Raw genomic sequence first — 17,194 nt, 5'->3', positions numbered from 1 at the left:
AAGACAACTGTCTATTCCTCCCCAGATACTATTTTCTTTGCTTCCTCGACTATTTTCTCAATGTAAGGTAGCCTAATCTTAACTGCTTCTGAGTCGAATTTTGCCTCGTGGAACCCCCAGACGTGAAGCGCCCATGCAGTGTCCCAGGAGGCCATGAACCAGTCTCCCAGTTTCTGGCTAATTGCTTCGACAGCTTTTTCGAGGTCTGTTACTGTCCACCTGTTTCTCTGCCTTACTTGTGCGAGCACATCCGAGACGCCTAGGTAGAGGGCAAGTAGCTTTACAGACTCTACTGCGGCTTTGTAGAGTTTTTCAGAGGCTTGGACAGGATTCTTCTCTACGAAGCTTTTGCCTTCCTCGAGGAAGCTTAGCGCCAGGTCTAGGTGCTTCTTGATTTCGGGGTTCAGAGTAGGGTGGCCAACAGTTGGCGTCTCTTTCTTTTGAGGCACGTATTTACTCGTGCCCACTATGTTCACCTATAGCATGGATCTCTTTCTGCCTATAAAGATGCTACGTGGATGCTTTTAAGGCGAGCTTTACAGCTTTACGGTGGAGAAGTGTTTTCCACGCGACATGCTTTCCTATCCCGAGCTCTGTATCCTTCTCGGGTGGAGGGGTATCTATCCATAAGTCTGGGCTTCGAGGCGGAATGTCGTCCACGACAAGGTTTCGTTCTACTAGCTTGTCGAGTAGCGGGATTCGTTCCCTAGTAAAGAGCGTGTCAGGGTCCTCTACGGCCTCTGATAACCATTTCTTCTCATCCATGCTTAGAGAGTTTACAAAATACAGGAGCTTCCTCAAGCTGACAATTCTTTCTGCGGCCTTTTTGGGGGGACCACCCTGTTTCAGCGAGGTTCGCAATCATGTAGGGGTTTCCTCCCGTTATAAGCCATGCGTCTTCTGCCGTGAAACCAGGGGGTGGAGGATAGCCTCCCCTTTCCCAGTTTTTCCTGCTCGTATAGCTCCATAAAGCCCTCTCGAGACAAGTTCCATAGTGGCGCAATATATGCCCACCTGTGTCTACCTATCTCAGACCTCGTTAATCCCTCACTAGTAGTGGCTACAGCCACAATGCTCTCGTAGCTTCTGGGGTACTATATAAGGCTTAGAAGGCTCTTAACATAGACCGCTGATTTTTCGAGCCCTATCGATTGGAACGCCTCATCCATTAAGACGGCAACCTTCTTTTTACCAAGCCTGACCAGCTCCTTTACGAGGTCAATTACAATTGTTACAAGCTTGAGGCTCGTTACACCGGTAATGTCGGCCGCTGCATCGCTGAGCGCGCGCGCTCTTATTTAAATCCTTCAAGGAAACAAAGCGTTACATTTTATTTAGGTCTCTCTTTGAGGGCATCGTCTCATGCATTGCAAGATAAAAAGCTGACTGCTGGTTGAAACGTCTGCCTTGCATTAGACCCTCAGTGTGTCTGTTAACCTTTGTCTTTTCGTTGAGGTCTCGGCTTGCATAAGTTCGTCCTGGGTCTGCATGTAGAGGCACTCGTAGAGCCCAGGTTTTTCTAGCAGGACTATGCCTCTTAATAGGACGTTAAGCCGGAATCTTGGAGGGAGCTGGTCTAGAGGGGCAACATCAACTGGCAATCCCAGCTCTAGCTCGAGGTCTACTCCAAGCCTTAGCAGGTCTTGGAAGGTCATCTTTTTTGAATACACAGCTATATCGATGTCTCTGAACTCTTCTGCATATGTAAAGCTCCCAAAGACAATTGCTAGCTCGACGCCGTGTTTAGCTAGAATCTCTCTGAGTCTGTCTAGGACTTTTTTTCTCTCTTCTTCAGACATTGTATAGTATCTATATCTCTCCTCTGACAATTTCGAGAACCACCTCTAGAAAATTCTCTATAGAATTAAAGTCGCTCTTAATGTTCTCATAGATTTTCCTGTCGTCAACAGTCCAGTACCTGTGTACAAGCAGGTTTCTCATTCTCAGAAATCTCAAAATGTCTTCGGCAACTTCGCCAGGGATAATGTTATTGTCAGCAAGGAGTCTGACAGCATGCGACGGAGTTTCTGGTCTCTGACTTAACATGTTTCTGCAGAGGTGAAGAGCTATTGATGCTAAAGCCTCTGCAATTATAATTAAGTGATACCTTATAGCATATTTCTCAGCATCTGACAGAGAATCGAAAGGCTTCTGGGAAACTTTCTTTACAAATGATATAGAGTCCCTGGCTTCTGCTACTACGCTGAGAACGTACTCTTTATTTATCCGCGGCTCACCAGGACTCGTCATGCATGTATGAATGATTTATACCATTCATAAAAGTATCCCTCTGGAGCAATGCGTTATGCGTTTTATTCTTTCTATAGTCTCCGGCAACGCTACAAAGGTGCTTTGGCGTCCTAAGCCTTTTGGGCCTAGTCCAAGTTTCCCGGCATTTTGATGCTTGTTGAGTTTAACGGGTAGATGGTTACTGTTGCTGGGGGATGTAAAGGTTATTATAGTGGCTTAATATTTGGTTGGGGATCTGACATGAAGTTGTCACCTGAATGTGTACCGTGCATTTATAGGACTAGGACCAGCGAGATTTTGGCTTCGAGTTTGCCGGATGACGAAAAGCTCAGGCTTCTCAGGGACTTTACAAAATATTATGGCGACTTGATTGATGATTCCTCCACTGTTATTGTTGCATGGAAGGGGTTCATAAAAGTAAAGGAGCTACTAAGGGAAACTGACCCATACAGGGAATACAAGGAGAGGAGCCATAGGATAGCTCTTGAACTAGCTAGGAGCATTGAGGGGAAATTGGAGGAGCTGAGCGGCTACGAGAGGTTTAGGTACCTTGTTGGTCTAAGTGTTGCGGCCAACCTTCTCGACCCGGGCTCGCCAAATGGCCTGGATCCAGAGGTTTTCTGGGAGAAGGCTTCTCAAATTAGGTTTGGCCGCGATGAGACTGATAGGCTCTACTTGTTGTTGCTCCAGAGCTCTAAGGTAACCTATGTTCTCGACAATTGTGGGGAGGCTGTTTTTGACTCCATGGTTATACGTGACTTGAGGAGGATGGGCTTGAAGCTAAAGATCATAGTTAGGGGCGAGCCTTACCAGAACGATATTACATACCAGGAGGCATTGAGGCTGGGGCTCCAGGAGTACGGCGAGCTCGTGAGTACTGGGACAGATTTTCCCGGCATCGTTCCGGGCCATGTTTCCGAGGAGGCTGTCAAGGCCTTGGAATGGGCAGACATCGTTATATCCAAGGGGATGGCGAACTTCGAGTCCTTCATGTATGCCCAGCCAGCCGCAAACGTTTTTGTCCTGTTGATGGCTAAGTGTGGACCAATAGCCAGGGCTTCAAACGTGAATGTTGGTGAGGCGGCAGCTTTCTTCCTCAAAGGCCCTCCGGCCATGCAGAACGCGGTTTAGTTTTTCCCTTGTTTTTCCCTTGGACGCTACATTTTTTAATGATGGCCTGCTAAGGATATTTGTCCGAGATGGTTTAAATGGATAAAGTCTCTCTGAAGGACAAGTTAAAAGACATTAAGCCCGACATTCCTATAGACGAAGATTCTCTCCTTAAATATGTCGAACTTCTAGACGTCCAGTACAATACAAGCCTCCAGTTCAGCGACAAGTTCAAACAGTTGCCCCTTGAGGAGATCCAGAAAGGCTTCGCAGAGGGAAAGCCGGCCTACCTCTCTGTGCCCCTAAAGATAGAGGAAGAAGACCTTCTAGCCTCATACAAAGCAATAATTAGTTTCCTAAGGGAGAACATTCCCGAGACAGTAGAGCCAATAGACAAGATAGAGGCTTCCCGTGAAAGTGGCGAGATAAAGCTCTCAGAGCTCTCAGACGCACTATTTGCCGGAAACGAGGAACAAGTGCACGAAGCCGCGGAAAAAATCCAGGTCGACCCAGAGGTTCTAGAGGCAATCCTCGCCTGGTCAATCCAGCCAATATTTGAGGCTTTTTCTCGCGCATTAAGCGGCGAGACAGACTTCTCTTCTTGGAAAAGCGGGAGGTGCCCCGTATGTGGGGGGCCGTCTAGGCTGGAATTTATAGATGAGGAGGGACATTCCCACCTTAAGTGCCAGTTTTGCGGCGCAGAGTGGAGCTACCCAGAGGGAAAGTGTCCATACTGTGGAAACGAGGAGAGTGAATCTATTATAGAGATACCTGTGAAGGGCGAGGACAAGTTTAGGTTGATGGCCTGCTACAAGTGTGGCGGTTACTGGAAAATTGTAGACGAGAGAAAAGTCGGCACAAATATCCCCAGGTCTCTCTACGATATCTGGTCTTTTAGACTGGATCTCTTGGCGAGCGGACAAAAATAGATAATTTTTTATCCGGTCACTGTTATTTTTCCGGCAAGGGTCAAGGGAAGGTAGAAGCCTGTATAAGTGTTGATTATTTTCCTCGAGAATTCGAGTGTTTCTGCCGACTGGTATATGTTCCCGGCAACGCTGACTGGCTTGAGAGGCTTTAGTTCGCCATTTTTCACTAGGTAGGGGTTCGTCGCTACGACACTAAAGTTTCCTGTGACATAGTTTACTGTGTGGACGCTTAGCAGGGTGCCGTCGACAACCACTTGCACGTTTTCTATTAGCTCTTCCTCGGATAGCTCGCCTCCTTGTATAATCATGTTTGACCGGGATACGGCATAGGATCCCCTGGCTTTCGCGGCGTTTCCAGTGCTTTTGACGCCCATTCTCCTAGCTGTATATGTGTTGTGGAGGAAGCCCTTTACGACGCCGTCTTCTACGAGGACAGTTTTCCTGCGCGGGACGCCTTCAGCGTCGAATAGTGCTGTTTCTAGTCCTCCAGGCAGAGAGCCGTCGTCTACGAGGGTCAGCTTCCCGAAGACTTTTTGGCCGGTCTTGTCCCTTAGAGGGCTGAGCCCCTCTAGAACATTCATTGCGTTGAAGGCTGGGACAAGTAGGTACTCAAGTAGCTCTCCGAGCGGTAGAGGCTTAAAGGCCACATTGCCACTTATTGTCGATCCAAGTTTCTCGCCCATTGCCGAGTCGAGGGCCATCTTGCAGGCCCTGTCTATTAGGTTGTCGAAGTCTAGGACTAGGCTTCGGGACTCTAGAAACGCAAAGCCAGTCCCCTCGTTCCCCGAGTGTGTCGCTTTTGTCGATAGCGACATGGACATGTAGGTGCCTCTCTGCTCTGCTGAGAGGCCCCTAGTGTTCGCCACGTAGCTGTAGCCATAGGCAAGTGTTCCTCCTGAGGCAGTTACCTTAACGTCCCTATATCTCTTGGGAACCTCGCTTATCAGGGAGCGGACTTGGTCTAGAAGCCATCCTGCCTCGAGGCTTACTATGCCCTCGTCGAAGCCTACCCAGCTATGTGTAGGCTTCTCTGGATCCGGCAAACCGTTCCAGTGGGGGTCTTCTTCGGACACGCGTGCAAGCTGAACGGCTTTCTCGACCGTGCTTGCCAGGGCATCTCTTTCAAGAGTAGAGGCAGTAGCTATTGCTACCCTTTTGCCTTTTGCCACCCTGATCCACACGTCGATAGATGCCCTGGAGAGAGCCTTTGGATAGACTCCCTCGCTTTTTACAAGCCTAGAGGTCGAAACAGTGAGGCTTACTTCTGCTTCGTCCGCGCCGAGCTCTAATGCGCGTTTCAGTATCCACTCAGCAATAGATTGAAACTCTTCTCTCATTTTTCACCACCCACAAGAAGCCTGGATACTCTAAGCGTAGGACCACCATCGCCGACGTGCACCCATTGGCCCCATTTTCCACAGCCACCGAAGGGGCTCGTAGATATTTCAACGTTTTTGCCTACAGCGTCGATATATCTCAGCATTTCAAGTATGTTGCCTGCAAGGACAACGTCCCTAACTGGTTCCTTTATCTCCCCATTCTCTATTATGAATCCTATCCTAGCGTTAAATGTGAAGGTGCCGTCTTCCTCGACCTGTCCACCGGCCGGCTTGTCTAGTAGAAGCCCGTTCTTTGTGTCGGCAATTATCTCTTCTTCTTTCCAGTTGCCAGCCTCAAAGAAGGTATTCCTCATCCTAACAATAACGTCATGCTCAAAACTTTGGGCCCTCCCGTTTCCCGTAGGCTCCATACCAGTGAGTGCAGCGCTTTCCCTGCTATGCAGGTAGCCCTTAAGTATTCCCTTCTCGACCAGGACCGTTCTCCTAGTGGGTACCCCCTCGTCGTCTGCGAGAAACACGTAGCCTCCCCTCTCGTCGTAGCCAGAATCGACAATCGTAACTTGCTCGCTGGCCAATTTTTCGCCAAGTCTTCCTACCAGGGGGCTTGAACCAGCAAATATGCCGTCGCCCTCTGTTAGGTGTCCAAAGCTCTCGTGCGCAAAGACGCCCGTGAGCTCTGGACGAGTGATTACTGTCTGGAGGCCTGCAGGGGGCCGCGATGCCTTTAATGCTAGCCTTGCGTTCTCGTAGGCCTTCTCGGCTATGTTTTCAGGGGAGTTTTCGCCTGTAAAAGCCTCCAGTCCAAGCGACGCGCCGTAGGTTTCTGTGCTGTCTCCTACTTTGCCATTTTCCCTGATTACGGCGGTTGCAGATATTCCTGTCACGAGCCTCTCTGCTGACACGTGTAGCCCGTCGCTTGTGTAGACCTCTATAACGCCATAGTAGGAGCCGTACCTCGCTATAGAAGAGGACACCTTTCTCTCGCTTAGGTAGCTGTATATCCTCTTTACAAGCCCAATTTTTTCAGTTAATTCTGCTTGGGAGGGGTGGTTCTTCACGTTTTCAATCTTGAAGCTCTTCTTGTATGGCTCTACTGTCGCTAGTTTTTTGCCAGAGCCAGAGAGGGATCTAGCAATTTTTACGGCCTCTTCCAAGGCCTTGAGAAGACCGTCTCTGCTCAAGTCGTATGTCGAGGCGAATCCAAGTCCCCCCTCGTAGATCACTCTTATACTTGCACCCTTGGTCTTCTGGTTCCCGAGAGAAGTGATGCGTCCGTTTACATAGGAGATGAACTCTCTAGTCGTGTCCTCAAATCTTACCTCGGCAAAACTGGCTCCCAGGTGGCCCGCTTTTTCAAATAGAATCTGGGCTATGTCTTCATGCATCGTTTAACATGCAACATGCATATACAAATTTTTAGCGCCGTAATCAATAACAGTATAAACTTTGATGGTGGAGAAGGACTATGGCTCGGCTACGCGACCTGAATGGTGGTCTCTACTGGTCCTCGTGCCCGGACACGGAGACTCTAAGGCAACTAGCAAAGAGGGGGCTAGGCCTTGTTGTAGATTTAACTGAGAACGAGTGTAAATATGAGTTGCCCAGCACAGTAGAGAAAATCAGCTACCCCATACCTGACTTTTCGTTTAGGGCTTTCGAGGGCGTACTCTACAAGGCCGTGCTCCCAGCCTTGGAGGCCCTGCGCAGTGGGAAAGGAGTCTTGATCCACTGCTATGGCGGGATTGGGAGGAGTGGTAGCACGGTGGGTATGCTTCTGGCACTGAGAGACAATGCGTCGCCCAACACGATTCTGGGAAGGCTCAGGTCGCTTGGCTACGTTAACGAAACAATATCACAAGGTCTAGCTCTCAGGTGGTTCTTCCGCGCCATCAAAATAACTGATCTGCCATTCCTGAAGAGGTTACTTGAAGAAGTCGAAAAGACTGGCTATTGGGGCTACCTTGACCATGCCTCAACAGTTGCAGGTGTTGCTCTCGACGTACTAGATGCTCTTCAGGACAAGTACCGCTTCACCGCTCAAGACAGGCTAAACACCTATGTTGCGGGTCTCCTGCATGATATTGGACGTGTATGGGGACGAGAGGAAGACCACCACATTATTGGGGCCGAATACGTTAAGAAAACTGGTTTTCTAGGAGACAAAGTAGACTTGGACATTGTCTCAAAGACCATCTTGTATCACAGGAGGAAGACCAGAATTACAGAGGATCAAGAGCTTGCCTCAATGGGAGTCAAGGCTCTAGTCATTGCGGCTACGGTGCGTCTTGCAGACTCCTTTAAGAATGCCTACAAGGGTGAAGGGATATATGTGGGAACTGAGATGGCTAACGATAAACTCGTCGTGAAGATAAACGGCTACATGCACGAGGAAGTTGATTTCGATCGATTTTATGAGAAGGCAGAGGCACTAGAGGAGGTAACAAAGATGAGGGTTGAGGCAGTAGAAGAGTTCTAGCCAAAAGTTTAAAGATATGCATGGCTTTCTTGTAAATAGGATGAGCGAGTCTATCAAGGGAAAACCATATATCAAGGAGGCAAAGTTCTGGGCCACCATACCTGGAAAGCCAGGATACGTCCAGTGCAACCTTTGTAGCAGGAGATGCGTTATTGCACCTGGCAAGTTCGGCGTGTGCGGTGTCAGGAGAAACATTGAGGGAAAGCTCTACACGTATGTGTATGGATTGCTAACGGCGGCAAACCTCGACCCCATAGAGAAGAAGCCTCTCTCACATTTTAATCCGGGGAGCGCTGTCTTCTCGATATCGACCCCGGGCTGCAACTTTTACTGTCAGTTTTGCCAGAACTGGGAGATAAGCCAGAGCAGGCTCGAGAGTGGTCTTTATGGCGAATATTATCCTCCAGAGGAGGTTGTCAGGGAGGCTAAGCGGCTCCGGGCAGATGGCATCTCGTATACATACAACGAGCCGACAATCTTCTACGAGTACATGTATGACGTCAGCCGTCTGGCAAGGAAGGATGGCCTATTCAACACTATAGTGACAAATGGCTACATGACGCCTGAAGCTCTCGAGGAATTTTACCCATACCTAGACGCCGCAACTGTAGACTTCAAGGCCTCTGGGGATCCAGAGTTTTATAGGAAGTATATGGGGGTGCCAGACCCTGAACCCATAAAACAGACACTGGTAGAGCTTAAGAAGAAGGGTGTACACATCGAGATAACCGACCTAATAGTGCCAAACGTGGGCGACGACGAGGAAAAATTTAGGCAACTAGTCGCCTGGATCCTAGAGAACCTAGGAGACGAGGTTCCACTCCACATATTGAGGTTTTATCCACACTATAAAATGATAGACTATCCCCCAACAGATGTATCAACACTAGAGGACATGGCAAGCATCGCCAAGGAAGCAGGGCTCAAATACGTTTATATCGGCAATGTCTGGGGGCACCCCCTAGAAAACACCTATTGCCCCAAGTGTGGAACCAAGGTCATAGAGAGGAAGGGCTTCTTTATTACTAAGTGGAACCTTACCGAGGACAACAGGTGCCCTGTCTGCGGAACAAAAATAGACATAAAGGGAACATACAGAAAAAGATACTGGGACAACTTCTTCTATTAACGGAGCTTTATGCTTAGCCCTGCACCCTCTTTTCTCTTTCCTGGGATTTCTACATGTCTCCAATCGGCAACTTGTCCGACTTTTCTCCCCCTCTTTTCCATTACATATGCATATGCACTTAGCGCGGCGCACGCGCCCATCCCAGCGGCTATCACTGCCTGCTTGTGGGGCATCTCTGAGACGTCGCCCGCAGCAAAGATTCCGGGCTTGCTTGTCCTGCACATCTTGTCTACAACGATTTCTCCCCTCTCGTTTAGCTGCACTAGACCCTTTAGAAAGTCTGTCTTTGTAACATAGCCCATCTCGACGAATACCCCATCAACCTCTAGAGTTTTTAGCTCTCCGGTCTTCTTGTTCCTTACAACTAGTGCTCGGACTCTTTTATCGCCTTTAACCTCTACGGGCTCCGAGAAGGGAACTAGCTCGACGTTTCCCTTAGACATGGCCTCATTAAGTAGTTCCTCTTCCTCTAGGGGTTTTTCGCCTGGGAAAACCCAGTAGACTTTACTTGCATAGTCTCTTAGCCGGACAATGTTCTCGTAGTTATGTAGCCCCCAGCCTACAAGGACGACTTTTTTACCCCTGTAGAGCGGGGCATCACATATGACGCAATATGAGACTCCTCTTCCCTTTAGCTCTTTTTCCCCTGGTACACCCATCTCCTTGGGGCTCTTGCCGAAGGCGAGGACAACTGCCTCTGCCTGGAACTCATTGCCAGAAGCTGTTTTCACTGTGAAAAGGTTTTCCTGCTCGGCGATGCTAGTGACCTCGTCGAAGAGTATTTCTGCACCGTATGTCTTGGCTTGCTCCTCGACTTTTCTTATGAGCTCCAGCCCGCTTATGGACATAAAGCCTGGAAAGTTTTGTATCTCGTTTGTCAAAAGGAGCTGTCCGCCTAGATCTGCACTTATAACTAGCGTAGATAGTTTCTGGCGGGCCGCGTATAGGGCTGCTGTTAGCCCCGCTATACCTGCACCCACAATTATTACGTCATACTTCTTCATACTTGATCACATCATATAGCTGTGGGACCTCAATAAAAGGGTTTTTAATCTCGAGTTTCTTTCTGTTAACCTATGCCTGCAGAAGTAGTGTCGTCGAAAACAGTGGCTATCAGAGTTGTCTCAGCACTGGTCATACTCCTTGTGCTACTTTGGCTTTTCTCGACAAGCCTCTTTATACCTATAAGGATATACCGGGAGATATACATTGGAAACATTTTTGTGGCTGTTATTGCTTTTATCTTCGCATTGAAAGCAGAGGAACTTGCAAGCCCCCTCTCCAACGAGGTCTCTCTTAGATTTAGGCTGAACTCCCAGAAAATAGGTGGGTCGCTTAAATGGGGCTTGAGGCTTATCTCTCTAGCTGTCCTCTACGTAGGTCTCCACGGAGTCCTCTTCCAGATTTTAACCTGGTACTTCGAGCACAATGTCTCAAGCACAATATACAATTCAGTCTTCGTAGTCACGGGCTCTGTCATCGTTTACCAAGTAATAAAGGCAATCACTTCCTAAACTTTTCCAAGTATAGTTCGAGATACGTTTTTGGAACAGGTTCACCCAGCCCAAGTAGACTAGCTATCTCCCGTACTGCTTCAAGCCCGCCACCCTTATCCTCTATCTCCACAAAGTCACCGAGGCCCTCCACCTTATCGATTGACACCTCGACACCTTTAATCATGTAGAATTCCCTATGCTTCAGGAGCCTTGCAACTGTTTTGAAGCCGAGCATTTCTAGGATCTCCTGCATCTCCATAGAGTCTACAACCCTCGAGACTATTTCTACCCTGTCTTTAGCCCATCCCCCTCTCTTGGGACCCTTGTATGTCAGCTCTATGCTTTTACCACTTTTAGAGTTGTTCTCGCGTAGCCTAAGCGCCTCATCCGTCTCGGCAAAATTCTTGCAGGGATGCTGGTAATAGATGTCTACCTGGTCGACTGTATCTACATAGGTTGCTCCAAGCTCCAGCAACTTTTCTCGTATACGGCTTGGCTCGCTAATAGAAAACTTGACCTCTACTTCCCGGTGCATTATTCTCCTTGAGAACCAAGAACCACCACGTTCTTAAGACTTTCGGTAAGCATGTTCACCTTGTAGGACAGCCTCAACAGCTCTGCAGAGGCAGACAGCGCACTACACTTGTCTCCCTGGCTAATAGCGTTGCTTATCGCTTGTAGTGTGTGAGAAATGCCACTACGCATCTCTTCTGTCAAGCTCTCCGTCTTGTTTCGATACTCCATTGAGAGAGGCATAGTTGACACCTTGAGAAAAGAAGACAGAGAATCAGCGAGCGTGTACATAGTGTTGCTCAGTACAAAGAAGTAGTCCTCGCCTGTGAGCAGGGCTACAGATAGAAACACCATTCCTAAGTTTTGTATTTCTTGCGGGTCAACTAGCCCCGTTTTGGCGTTCTTTGATACCTCCTCTATCAGCTTGGAAAGATCACTTCTCAAATCCACCGAACCACCCTTTTTTTCTTTCTGGACGATTCGACAAGATATGCCTTGTAGAGCAGTTTTTTAGCATTTTCCAGGTCTTCCAATAGGATTTGTAGCTCCTTTTTCTCTTCATCAGTCATGTTGCAACTACGCATCTTTAATGATACCTCTGCTATGAGTATTTCAAGGGAGAGGTTCTTTATCTCTTCCAATGTGGCGTTGCGCAGTATAACCTCTGCTACCCTCCTAGAATAATATCCCTTCTCGCAAGTGGCCCTAGACCCCGACACCAAACCAACCCAATAAATAGAGACGTAGAATTTTCTAAATCTTTCTTTTTCAAATCTCGAGCAAGTTTCTGGATTCAACGTTAAACATATAATTTTCCGTGGTGTCTCTAGCTTAGGGATTATATTTGACAGAAGGAAACATTATGCCTCCAGAAGTTTTGAACTGCGGGATATCTCTAAAGCTAAGCCTAAACGAGTGGAAAGTCCTGTACTATGCTCCCACCTCTAATACTCTATCCAAGATTTCTGAACAGGCCAAACTACCATACAGCACAGTGATTGACATTATTAGGAGACTTCAGGAAAGCAAGATTTCCATGCATTTTGTCCCGAATCTAGGCCTGATGGGGCTAAAATATGTCTTTCTACTTTTCCCAGGACCACCTTTCCGTGAGTACCCACTCTACACATTGAGGATCTATAGGCTAATTGGTAAACAAATATTCCCAGGGATAACAGGCCTGTATACAGGCGTCCTCGGACTAGTACCAGAGTCCCAGGTCTCAAACTATGTTAAAAGCTTCGGCATGCAGCCAGAATTCCAAATTGTCGGGGAAGAGTATAAGCACTGGACCCCAAATGGCAAACTCACCCGCTATGACACAGCTCTAGGAGTAGTGGTACCAGACATCGAAAATATTGACGATGCGATTCTCACATCGATGAGCCCAATAATTAGGCAAGAAAGAAAATGGATAGACTGGATAGACCTACTCATAGTCTACTTCAAGATGAAGTATGCGTATACCAAGCTAAGCGAAGTCCACAGCTCCATTAGAAGAGTCTTCGGCATAGACCCTCCAAGCAGGCAGCTCATGAGCTACCACTACAGATCCCACGTCGCGCCACTATGGACCTACAATTCTGTCAGCTACGAGCTACCCAAGACTTCTGTCCCAGAAAAAATCTACATATTTAAGGGTCCCCACAGCAAAGTAATAACGAGAACCCTTGTTGAGGCTCCATTTTTCCTAGAAGGATTATACAGCGAGGATACAGGCCTCGTAGTGGGGCAACCCCCAAGCTATGTGGAACCAATATTCTACACGGTTTTATCCAAAGTAAATGTCGAAATGCCAATCGGCATCCTCCTCGTCGAAAAGTCGTGGAACTTTGAATGGCTCACACAGGACGCCGTTAAGTACTATAAAGAGAATAGTGAACATCCAGACCCATCGTTTCAAAGGATAAAATTTGAGGAGAAATAAATAATAACATTTATTAATAACAAAAGCTCAAAAAACATGTATGAGGCCCGTTGGAAGAATCGAGGATCTCGTGTCAGAAATTAGCTCGGAGCTGAACAAGAAAGGCGTTGACAACATAATTTCAGAAGACTCAAGGTCGATCATAACTTATATGAAGACAACTTCTGGCAGAATTCTTCCTTTAACTATTACTCTCGAAGAGGAATATTCCCTATTCATGTTACCTGTAGAGATTTCCTCGAAGCCAGGGATTCAAAGTTTGGAAGAGTTGGGAAAAGACTTACTACTTCAGGGAATCAAGGTCTATCTGTTGTCTTTCACAAGTGAGCTGTCTGGTCTTGTCTTTGAATATCCACCTATAACGAGTATAGAAGACTTACATAAATATCTCGAAAAAACAGTAGAGGTTCTAGAAAAATACTTTTCAAGTTTTCAAGAGATAATATACGGCCGCGAGGAGACTATACTCCAAACCTAGCCTCCTGGTGTTCCGTGGAAGGGTACCTCTTTCCACAAATAGTCCCAGACGTCTTTCTCGGTAAGCACTTCTTTCTTTACGATTAGGTCAAGTATGTTTAGTAGCAATTTATGGTGCTTGACCTCGTCGTCGAGAATATACTTGAAAAGATAAGTTATCCTCTTGTCGTCCACCTCACCGAATAATTTATTGAGTGTCGAGATCATCTCTTCCTCCATTTTAATGTGTGTCCTTACAATCTTTTCGAGCATTGCAAAGTCGTCTTCGCTTATTGCGGGACCCACTTCTCGAAGTATACGGAGTATTCCCTCATATATCTTTGCGTGTTTCCTTGAGTCATTTGCTATGCTTCCGAGAATACTCTTGATGACTTCGCTTTTGAGTTTTCCAACGCCTTTTTCTAGTTCCTCCGCATTTCTTTGCTCAAGCTTCACAGCCTCTTCGAGGGTCTTAATAAGGTCTGTTCTCTGCACATATCTAGTAATGCCTAAGGGGTAAATATATTTTCCCAATTTCAGCTACAACGCCCCTTAGGAGAGCAAAAAATCGTTGCCAGCCTAACAGCTACCGCTTTTCTTAGCATCTCGAAGCATAGCATACAGCTTGTCTATTGTCCGCTTAGAAGTGTACCGCCCGTGGGGTCTTAAGCCGCCTGAAAAAGTTTTAGGTATATGCATGAGCTCGTGTAGGAGAACCTTTATTTTTTCCTCCTCTGGAAGCCTGTCGAACTTCTCAGAAATAAGTTCAATGACGTAGCAGGGTTCCAATCCTAGAGAAACTTGGAAGACCTTGGGGAGACCATATATCCTGGCAATAGCATTTGAAGCTGACTTTCTGCTCTTAACAACATAGACCCTGCTAGGATCGATCCAGTCCAGTCTTAGACATACAACTATTTTCCTAACGAGCTTCTCGGTATCGGGATCTCTCTCGTATCTTAACTTGGCCATGACGTGTTCTGTGCAGGTATGTAACAAATATGTTTATAGCTGCTAGGCGCAAGCTGCTCTCACTGGATATACTCCTTTATTCTACGATATAGAATTTTGTGTAAAACTTTCTGTCAACAAAAACAAAATTTAGTAAGAATTAAAGAAGATTTTATCTTACAGAAAGAGTTGAATCGTAAATATGTGGAGCGAAATTTTCATTCTAATTGTTTAAAAATAGATGCTAAGCTAGCCTCTCGAGAGCAAAAGGATTCACAAGTGTTACAAGAATCTATTGTTGTAGCGTTTGAAGCAAAATTCCGAGAAACTTCCTAAAAGTATTTATTTTCTGAATCATTGCCTTGTAGACTAAACTTCCTTGCACGGGATAGGATACTAGTGCGCGTAGATAAATTTTGTTGTCTCTTTCTTCGACTTGGATTTCTGGATCTGGTATTTCTAGCTTTTGTGGAAGTGAGCCGGCAACCTCAGCGTACATGCCGAGGAGGAGTTCCTTGCCCGTGTAGACGATTTCCGCGGTCATGAATTCGTCTATAGCTAGAATGTCCCATCTGCTTCCCTGGGGGACTGCTTTTAGCGCCTGTGGTATCTCGCTGAAGTTTTCAAGCAATATGAAGGTGATGCCGTTTATTACTTGTTTTCTTGCCTCGATACCTTATCACCATTCTACTTAAGAGGAAACACGTAAACGATATATTTGTTTTTAACTAATGTTTATCTATGCCTGGGAAAAAGAGATATATTGTCCGTGTAGATGAAGAGGGCAACATCAAGTTGCCATTAGTGCTTCTTAAAGAGATGGGGATAGATCTCCCGGCCTATGTAAGTATTTTTCGGGAGGGGAGCTCTTTGACACTTAGGTTCAGGACTAAGAGATCTCCGTTGCGTCTTGGGAGGCAAATAAAGACCCAGGAGATGGAAAAACTAATCAAGGAGGCGTTAGATGAACTGGTGGTGGCAAGATGGGAGACGTAGCAAGACTGGTAGTGGACACAGATGTACTGCTTCACGACACCTTTGAGGACAGCGAGAAACATGCAGAAGCGGCCCAGTTGCTGGACGAGGCAGACAGGGTCTACATAGCTTCTATTACGATACACGAATACCTCTGGCTTCTACTCACGAAGTTCCGAATAGATGTCGAGAACGTTAGAGAAAAACTAGAGGAATATTTCAGCGATGCTCGCTTCATCTATATCAGCGAAAACAGCGAGGTCTTCATGGGGGCACTTGACATGATGAAAGAGGACGGTGCCGACCCCACCATGATCAACGACTACATTATACTTGTCCTCGCACAAAGAATGGGGGCCACCCTTGCAACTTACGACGACGAGTTGAAAGAAATAGCGAGAAAAAGAGGAATTCCTACAGCTCCTTAGCTAGAAATTTTTCGCATAAATCTTTCTATTCGCGTGAAGGCCTCCTCTAAGACATCTACTGGCGGCAGGAAAACTAGTCTCACATGGTTTGTGCCTAGGGGTCCGAAACCAGAGCCGTATACGACAAAGACCTTCTCGTCTAAAAGTAGCTGTCTAGCAAATTCTTCATCGTTCATTTTTAGGTCTACACGTGGAAACACATAGAAGGCTCCCTTGGGCTCCACGGGCAAGCTGAAGCCAGGTATTTCTCGGAGCCGTTTAGCCGAGTATCTTCTCCTTTCATCTAGCTTGCTTACAAGCTCCTTTAGGTGGCTGCCCGTCTTGTAGACTGCTCTCGCAACAGCGACTTGCAGGGGTGTTACTGCTGAGAGTCTTGTCATTAGGAATCCGAGGAATGCTGTCCTCATGTTTGATATTTCTTCTTCTGGCCCCTTAAGGTATATGTAGCCGAGTCTCCATCCAGTGGCTAGATATGTCTTGGAGAAGCCGTTCATACCTATAACTATGTTGTCGCTCTTTGCAAGGGAAGCAACGCTGTGGAACTCTGTGTTGAACACCATGGCGTCGTATATTTCGTCTGAGACTACGGGTAGCTTGTATTCGGCGGCCAAGTCTAGGATATCTTGGAGAACTTTCTTTGGATAAACTGCACCCGTTGGGTTGTGCGGGTTGTTTACAACTATAAACCTTGTTTTCTCGGTGATTTTCTTCCTCATATCGTCTATATCTGGTATCCAGCCTTCCTCCTCTATTGTCCTGTAGAAAACTTTCCTTGCGTCATAGAAGTCGGCAAAGTTTATGTATAGTGGGTAGCTCGGGTCAGGTATTAGCACTTCGTCGCCCTCGTTGACCAGCGCTGCGTATAAGGTGTTTATGCCCTCCGACACACCGTTTGTGACCAAGATGTTTTTCGGGTCAATATCCACCTTGTTCCATGTCTTTTCTTTGTAGGCTATTGCCTCCCTCAGCTCCTTCAAGCCCTCGGAAGAAGAATAATAGTGGTGGCCCTCCTGCAGTGCTCTACAAGCCTCCTCGATGAGTTCCCTAGGGGGCTGAAAGTCGTATTTGAGCGGGTCCCCAATATTAAGGTATATTACTTTTTCTCCTTTTTCCTCAAGGCTTCTAGCCAGGGCATTGTATTTCCTTATTGGGTAGTCTAGCCTCTCTATTCTCTCCGAAATTTTTATTTTACTCACGTCTAAATTTTTTCCAGG

The 17,194-nt window shown here is 46.9% G+C and carries 23 protein-coding genes and 1 pseudogene; 9 read left to right on the top strand and 15 right to left on the bottom strand.

Annotated elements, in window-relative coordinates; translation table 11 throughout:
• Window positions 1-11: 11 nt before the first annotated feature.
• The 5 genes and pseudogenes from N186_RS01075 to hepT all read right to left on the bottom strand — a co-directional run bounded on the left by N186_RS01075 (window position 12) and on the right by hepT (window position 2,250).
• Window positions 12-476 carry a PaREP1 family protein gene (locus N186_RS01075; RefSeq protein ID WP_020961916.1) on the bottom strand — a complete coding sequence of 155 codons (465 nt, stop codon included), beginning with the start codon at window positions 474-476 and terminating at the stop codon, window positions 12-14.
• Between the two features lie 34 nt (window positions 477-510).
• Window positions 511-861, bottom strand: coding sequence for a hypothetical protein (locus N186_RS01070; protein ID WP_020961915.1), 351 nt, complete (start codon window positions 859-861; stop codon window positions 511-513).
• Window positions 846-1,223 (bottom strand): annotated as a pseudogene (locus N186_RS09890) (ATP-binding protein). Before N186_RS09890 ends, N186_RS01070 begins: the two are co-directional and overlap by 16 nt.
• 189 nt (window positions 1,224-1,412) lie before the next feature.
• On the bottom strand, window positions 1,413-1,829 hold the full coding sequence (locus N186_RS01065) for a nucleotidyltransferase family protein (protein WP_020961914.1): 417 nt from the start codon (window positions 1,827-1,829) through the stop codon (window positions 1,413-1,415).
• Window positions 1,810-2,250 (bottom strand): type VII toxin-antitoxin system HepT family RNase toxin, encoded by a 441-nt coding sequence (gene hepT / locus N186_RS01060; RefSeq protein WP_020961913.1) that lies wholly within the window; start codon window positions 2,248-2,250, stop codon window positions 1,810-1,812. The genes N186_RS01065 and hepT overlap by 20 nt, the downstream gene beginning before the upstream one ends.
• Before the next feature lie 309 nt (window positions 2,251-2,559).
• Between hepT and N186_RS01055 the strand changes: the two genes are divergently transcribed.
• Together N186_RS01055 and N186_RS01050 are read left to right on the top strand one after the other, a co-directional pair.
• Window positions 2,560-3,381 (top strand): damage-control phosphatase ARMT1 family protein, encoded by an 822-nt coding sequence (locus N186_RS01055; protein WP_020961912.1) that lies wholly within the window; start codon window positions 2,560-2,562, stop codon window positions 3,379-3,381.
• Between the two features lie 77 nt (window positions 3,382-3,458).
• The gene (locus N186_RS01050) at window positions 3,459-4,289 is read left to right on the top strand and encodes a formate dehydrogenase accessory protein FdhE (protein WP_020961911.1); all 831 of its coding nucleotides are present in this window, start codon (window positions 3,459-3,461) and stop codon (window positions 4,287-4,289) included.
• 8 nt (window positions 4,290-4,297) lie between these two features.
• On the opposite strand, the gene N186_RS01045 is transcribed toward N186_RS01050, so the two are convergent.
• Complete coding sequence (locus N186_RS01045; protein ID WP_020961910.1) at window positions 4,298-5,626, bottom strand: TldD/PmbA family protein; 1,329 nt, start codon at window positions 5,624-5,626, stop codon at window positions 4,298-4,300.
• Window positions 5,623-7,014 (bottom strand): TldD/PmbA family protein, encoded by a 1,392-nt coding sequence (locus N186_RS01040; RefSeq protein ID WP_020961909.1) that lies wholly within the window; start codon window positions 7,012-7,014, stop codon window positions 5,623-5,625. The genes N186_RS01045 and N186_RS01040 overlap by 4 nt, the downstream gene beginning before the upstream one ends.
• A gap of 80 nt (window positions 7,015-7,094) precedes the next feature.
• Here N186_RS01040 and N186_RS01035 point away from each other — a divergent pair, with 80 nt between their 5' ends.
• Window positions 7,095-8,105 (top strand): phosphatase domain-containing putative toxin, encoded by a 1,011-nt coding sequence (locus N186_RS01035; protein ID WP_020961908.1) that lies wholly within the window; start codon window positions 7,095-7,097, stop codon window positions 8,103-8,105.
• A 40-nt stretch (window positions 8,106-8,145) separates the two neighbouring features.
• Complete coding sequence (gene amrS / locus N186_RS01030; protein ID WP_052885608.1) at window positions 8,146-9,234, top strand: AmmeMemoRadiSam system radical SAM enzyme; 1,089 nt, start codon at window positions 8,146-8,148, stop codon at window positions 9,232-9,234.
• Here amrS and N186_RS01025 read toward each other — a convergent pair.
• The gene (locus N186_RS01025) at window positions 9,231-10,238 is read right to left on the bottom strand and encodes an NAD(P)/FAD-dependent oxidoreductase (RefSeq protein ID WP_020961906.1); all 1,008 of its coding nucleotides are present in this window, start codon (window positions 10,236-10,238) and stop codon (window positions 9,231-9,233) included. The two genes, amrS and N186_RS01025, sit on opposite strands and share 4 nt — an antisense overlap.
• A gap of 72 nt (window positions 10,239-10,310) precedes the next feature.
• Between N186_RS01025 and N186_RS01020 the strand changes: the two genes are divergently transcribed.
• Window positions 10,311-10,748 carry a hypothetical protein gene (locus tag N186_RS01020; protein ID WP_020961905.1) on the top strand — a complete coding sequence of 146 codons (438 nt, stop codon included), beginning with the start codon at window positions 10,311-10,313 and terminating at the stop codon, window positions 10,746-10,748.
• Here N186_RS01020 and cyaB read toward each other — a convergent pair.
• From cyaB to N186_RS01005, 3 genes are read right to left on the bottom strand one after another with little or no spacing between them, the layout of a single operon-like run.
• Window positions 10,738-11,265: a class IV adenylate cyclase gene (gene cyaB / locus N186_RS01015; RefSeq protein ID WP_020961904.1), complete on the bottom strand. Its 528-nt coding sequence runs from the start codon at window positions 11,263-11,265 to the stop codon at window positions 10,738-10,740. The two genes, N186_RS01020 and cyaB, sit on opposite strands and share 11 nt — an antisense overlap.
• The gene (locus N186_RS01010; RefSeq protein WP_020961903.1) at window positions 11,265-11,693 is read right to left on the bottom strand and encodes a hypothetical protein; all 429 of its coding nucleotides are present in this window, start codon (window positions 11,691-11,693) and stop codon (window positions 11,265-11,267) included. The genes cyaB and N186_RS01010 overlap by 1 nt, the downstream gene beginning before the upstream one ends.
• The gene (locus N186_RS01005; protein ID WP_020961902.1) at window positions 11,684-11,962 is read right to left on the bottom strand and encodes a hypothetical protein; all 279 of its coding nucleotides are present in this window, start codon (window positions 11,960-11,962) and stop codon (window positions 11,684-11,686) included. The genes N186_RS01010 and N186_RS01005 overlap by 10 nt, the downstream gene beginning before the upstream one ends.
• Window positions 11,963-12,087: 125 nt before the next feature.
• On the opposite strand from N186_RS01005, the gene N186_RS01000 reads away from it, so the two are divergent.
• Complete coding sequence (locus N186_RS01000) at window positions 12,088-13,170, top strand: hypothetical protein (protein WP_148681939.1); 1,083 nt, start codon at window positions 12,088-12,090, stop codon at window positions 13,168-13,170.
• 40 nt (window positions 13,171-13,210) lie between these two features.
• The gene (locus N186_RS00995; RefSeq protein WP_020961900.1) at window positions 13,211-13,648 is read left to right on the top strand and encodes a hypothetical protein; all 438 of its coding nucleotides are present in this window, start codon (window positions 13,211-13,213) and stop codon (window positions 13,646-13,648) included.
• Here the strand turns inward: N186_RS00995 and N186_RS00990 are convergent.
• The 3 genes from N186_RS00990 to N186_RS00980 form a co-directional block, all read right to left on the bottom strand.
• A complete protein-coding gene (locus N186_RS00990) occupies window positions 13,645-14,121 on the bottom strand; it encodes a ferritin family protein (protein WP_020961899.1) in 477 nt (158 codons plus the stop codon). The genes N186_RS00995 and N186_RS00990 overlap by 4 nt on opposite strands.
• A gap of 84 nt (window positions 14,122-14,205) precedes the next feature.
• On the bottom strand, window positions 14,206-14,598 hold the full coding sequence (locus N186_RS00985; protein WP_020961898.1) for a putative metallopeptidase: 393 nt from the start codon (window positions 14,596-14,598) through the stop codon (window positions 14,206-14,208).
• 271 nt (window positions 14,599-14,869) lie between these two features.
• Window positions 14,870-15,208: a hypothetical protein gene (locus tag N186_RS00980; protein WP_020961897.1), complete on the bottom strand. Its 339-nt coding sequence runs from the start codon at window positions 15,206-15,208 to the stop codon at window positions 14,870-14,872.
• Between the two features lie 110 nt (window positions 15,209-15,318).
• Here N186_RS00980 and N186_RS00975 point away from each other — a divergent pair, with 110 nt between their 5' ends.
• A complete protein-coding gene (locus N186_RS00975; protein WP_020961896.1) occupies window positions 15,319-15,573 on the top strand; it encodes a hypothetical protein in 255 nt (84 codons plus the stop codon).
• Complete coding sequence (locus N186_RS00970) at window positions 15,561-15,980, top strand: PIN domain-containing protein (RefSeq protein ID WP_020961895.1); 420 nt, start codon at window positions 15,561-15,563, stop codon at window positions 15,978-15,980. Before N186_RS00975 ends, N186_RS00970 begins: the two co-directional genes overlap by 13 nt.
• Here N186_RS00970 and N186_RS00965 read toward each other — a convergent pair.
• Window positions 15,977-17,176, bottom strand: coding sequence for an aminotransferase class I/II-fold pyridoxal phosphate-dependent enzyme (locus tag N186_RS00965; protein WP_020961894.1), 1,200 nt, complete (start codon window positions 17,174-17,176; stop codon window positions 15,977-15,979). The two genes, N186_RS00970 and N186_RS00965, sit on opposite strands and share 4 nt — an antisense overlap.
• Between the last annotated feature and the right edge of the window lie 18 nt (window positions 17,177-17,194).

It is taken from the genome of Thermofilum adornatum (genome assembly GCF_000446015.1).
GTDB classification, from domain to species: Archaea; Thermoproteota; Thermoprotei; order Thermofilales; family Thermofilaceae; genus Thermofilum; species Thermofilum adornatum.
This window is presented reverse-complemented; position numbering and strand designations above follow the sequence as displayed.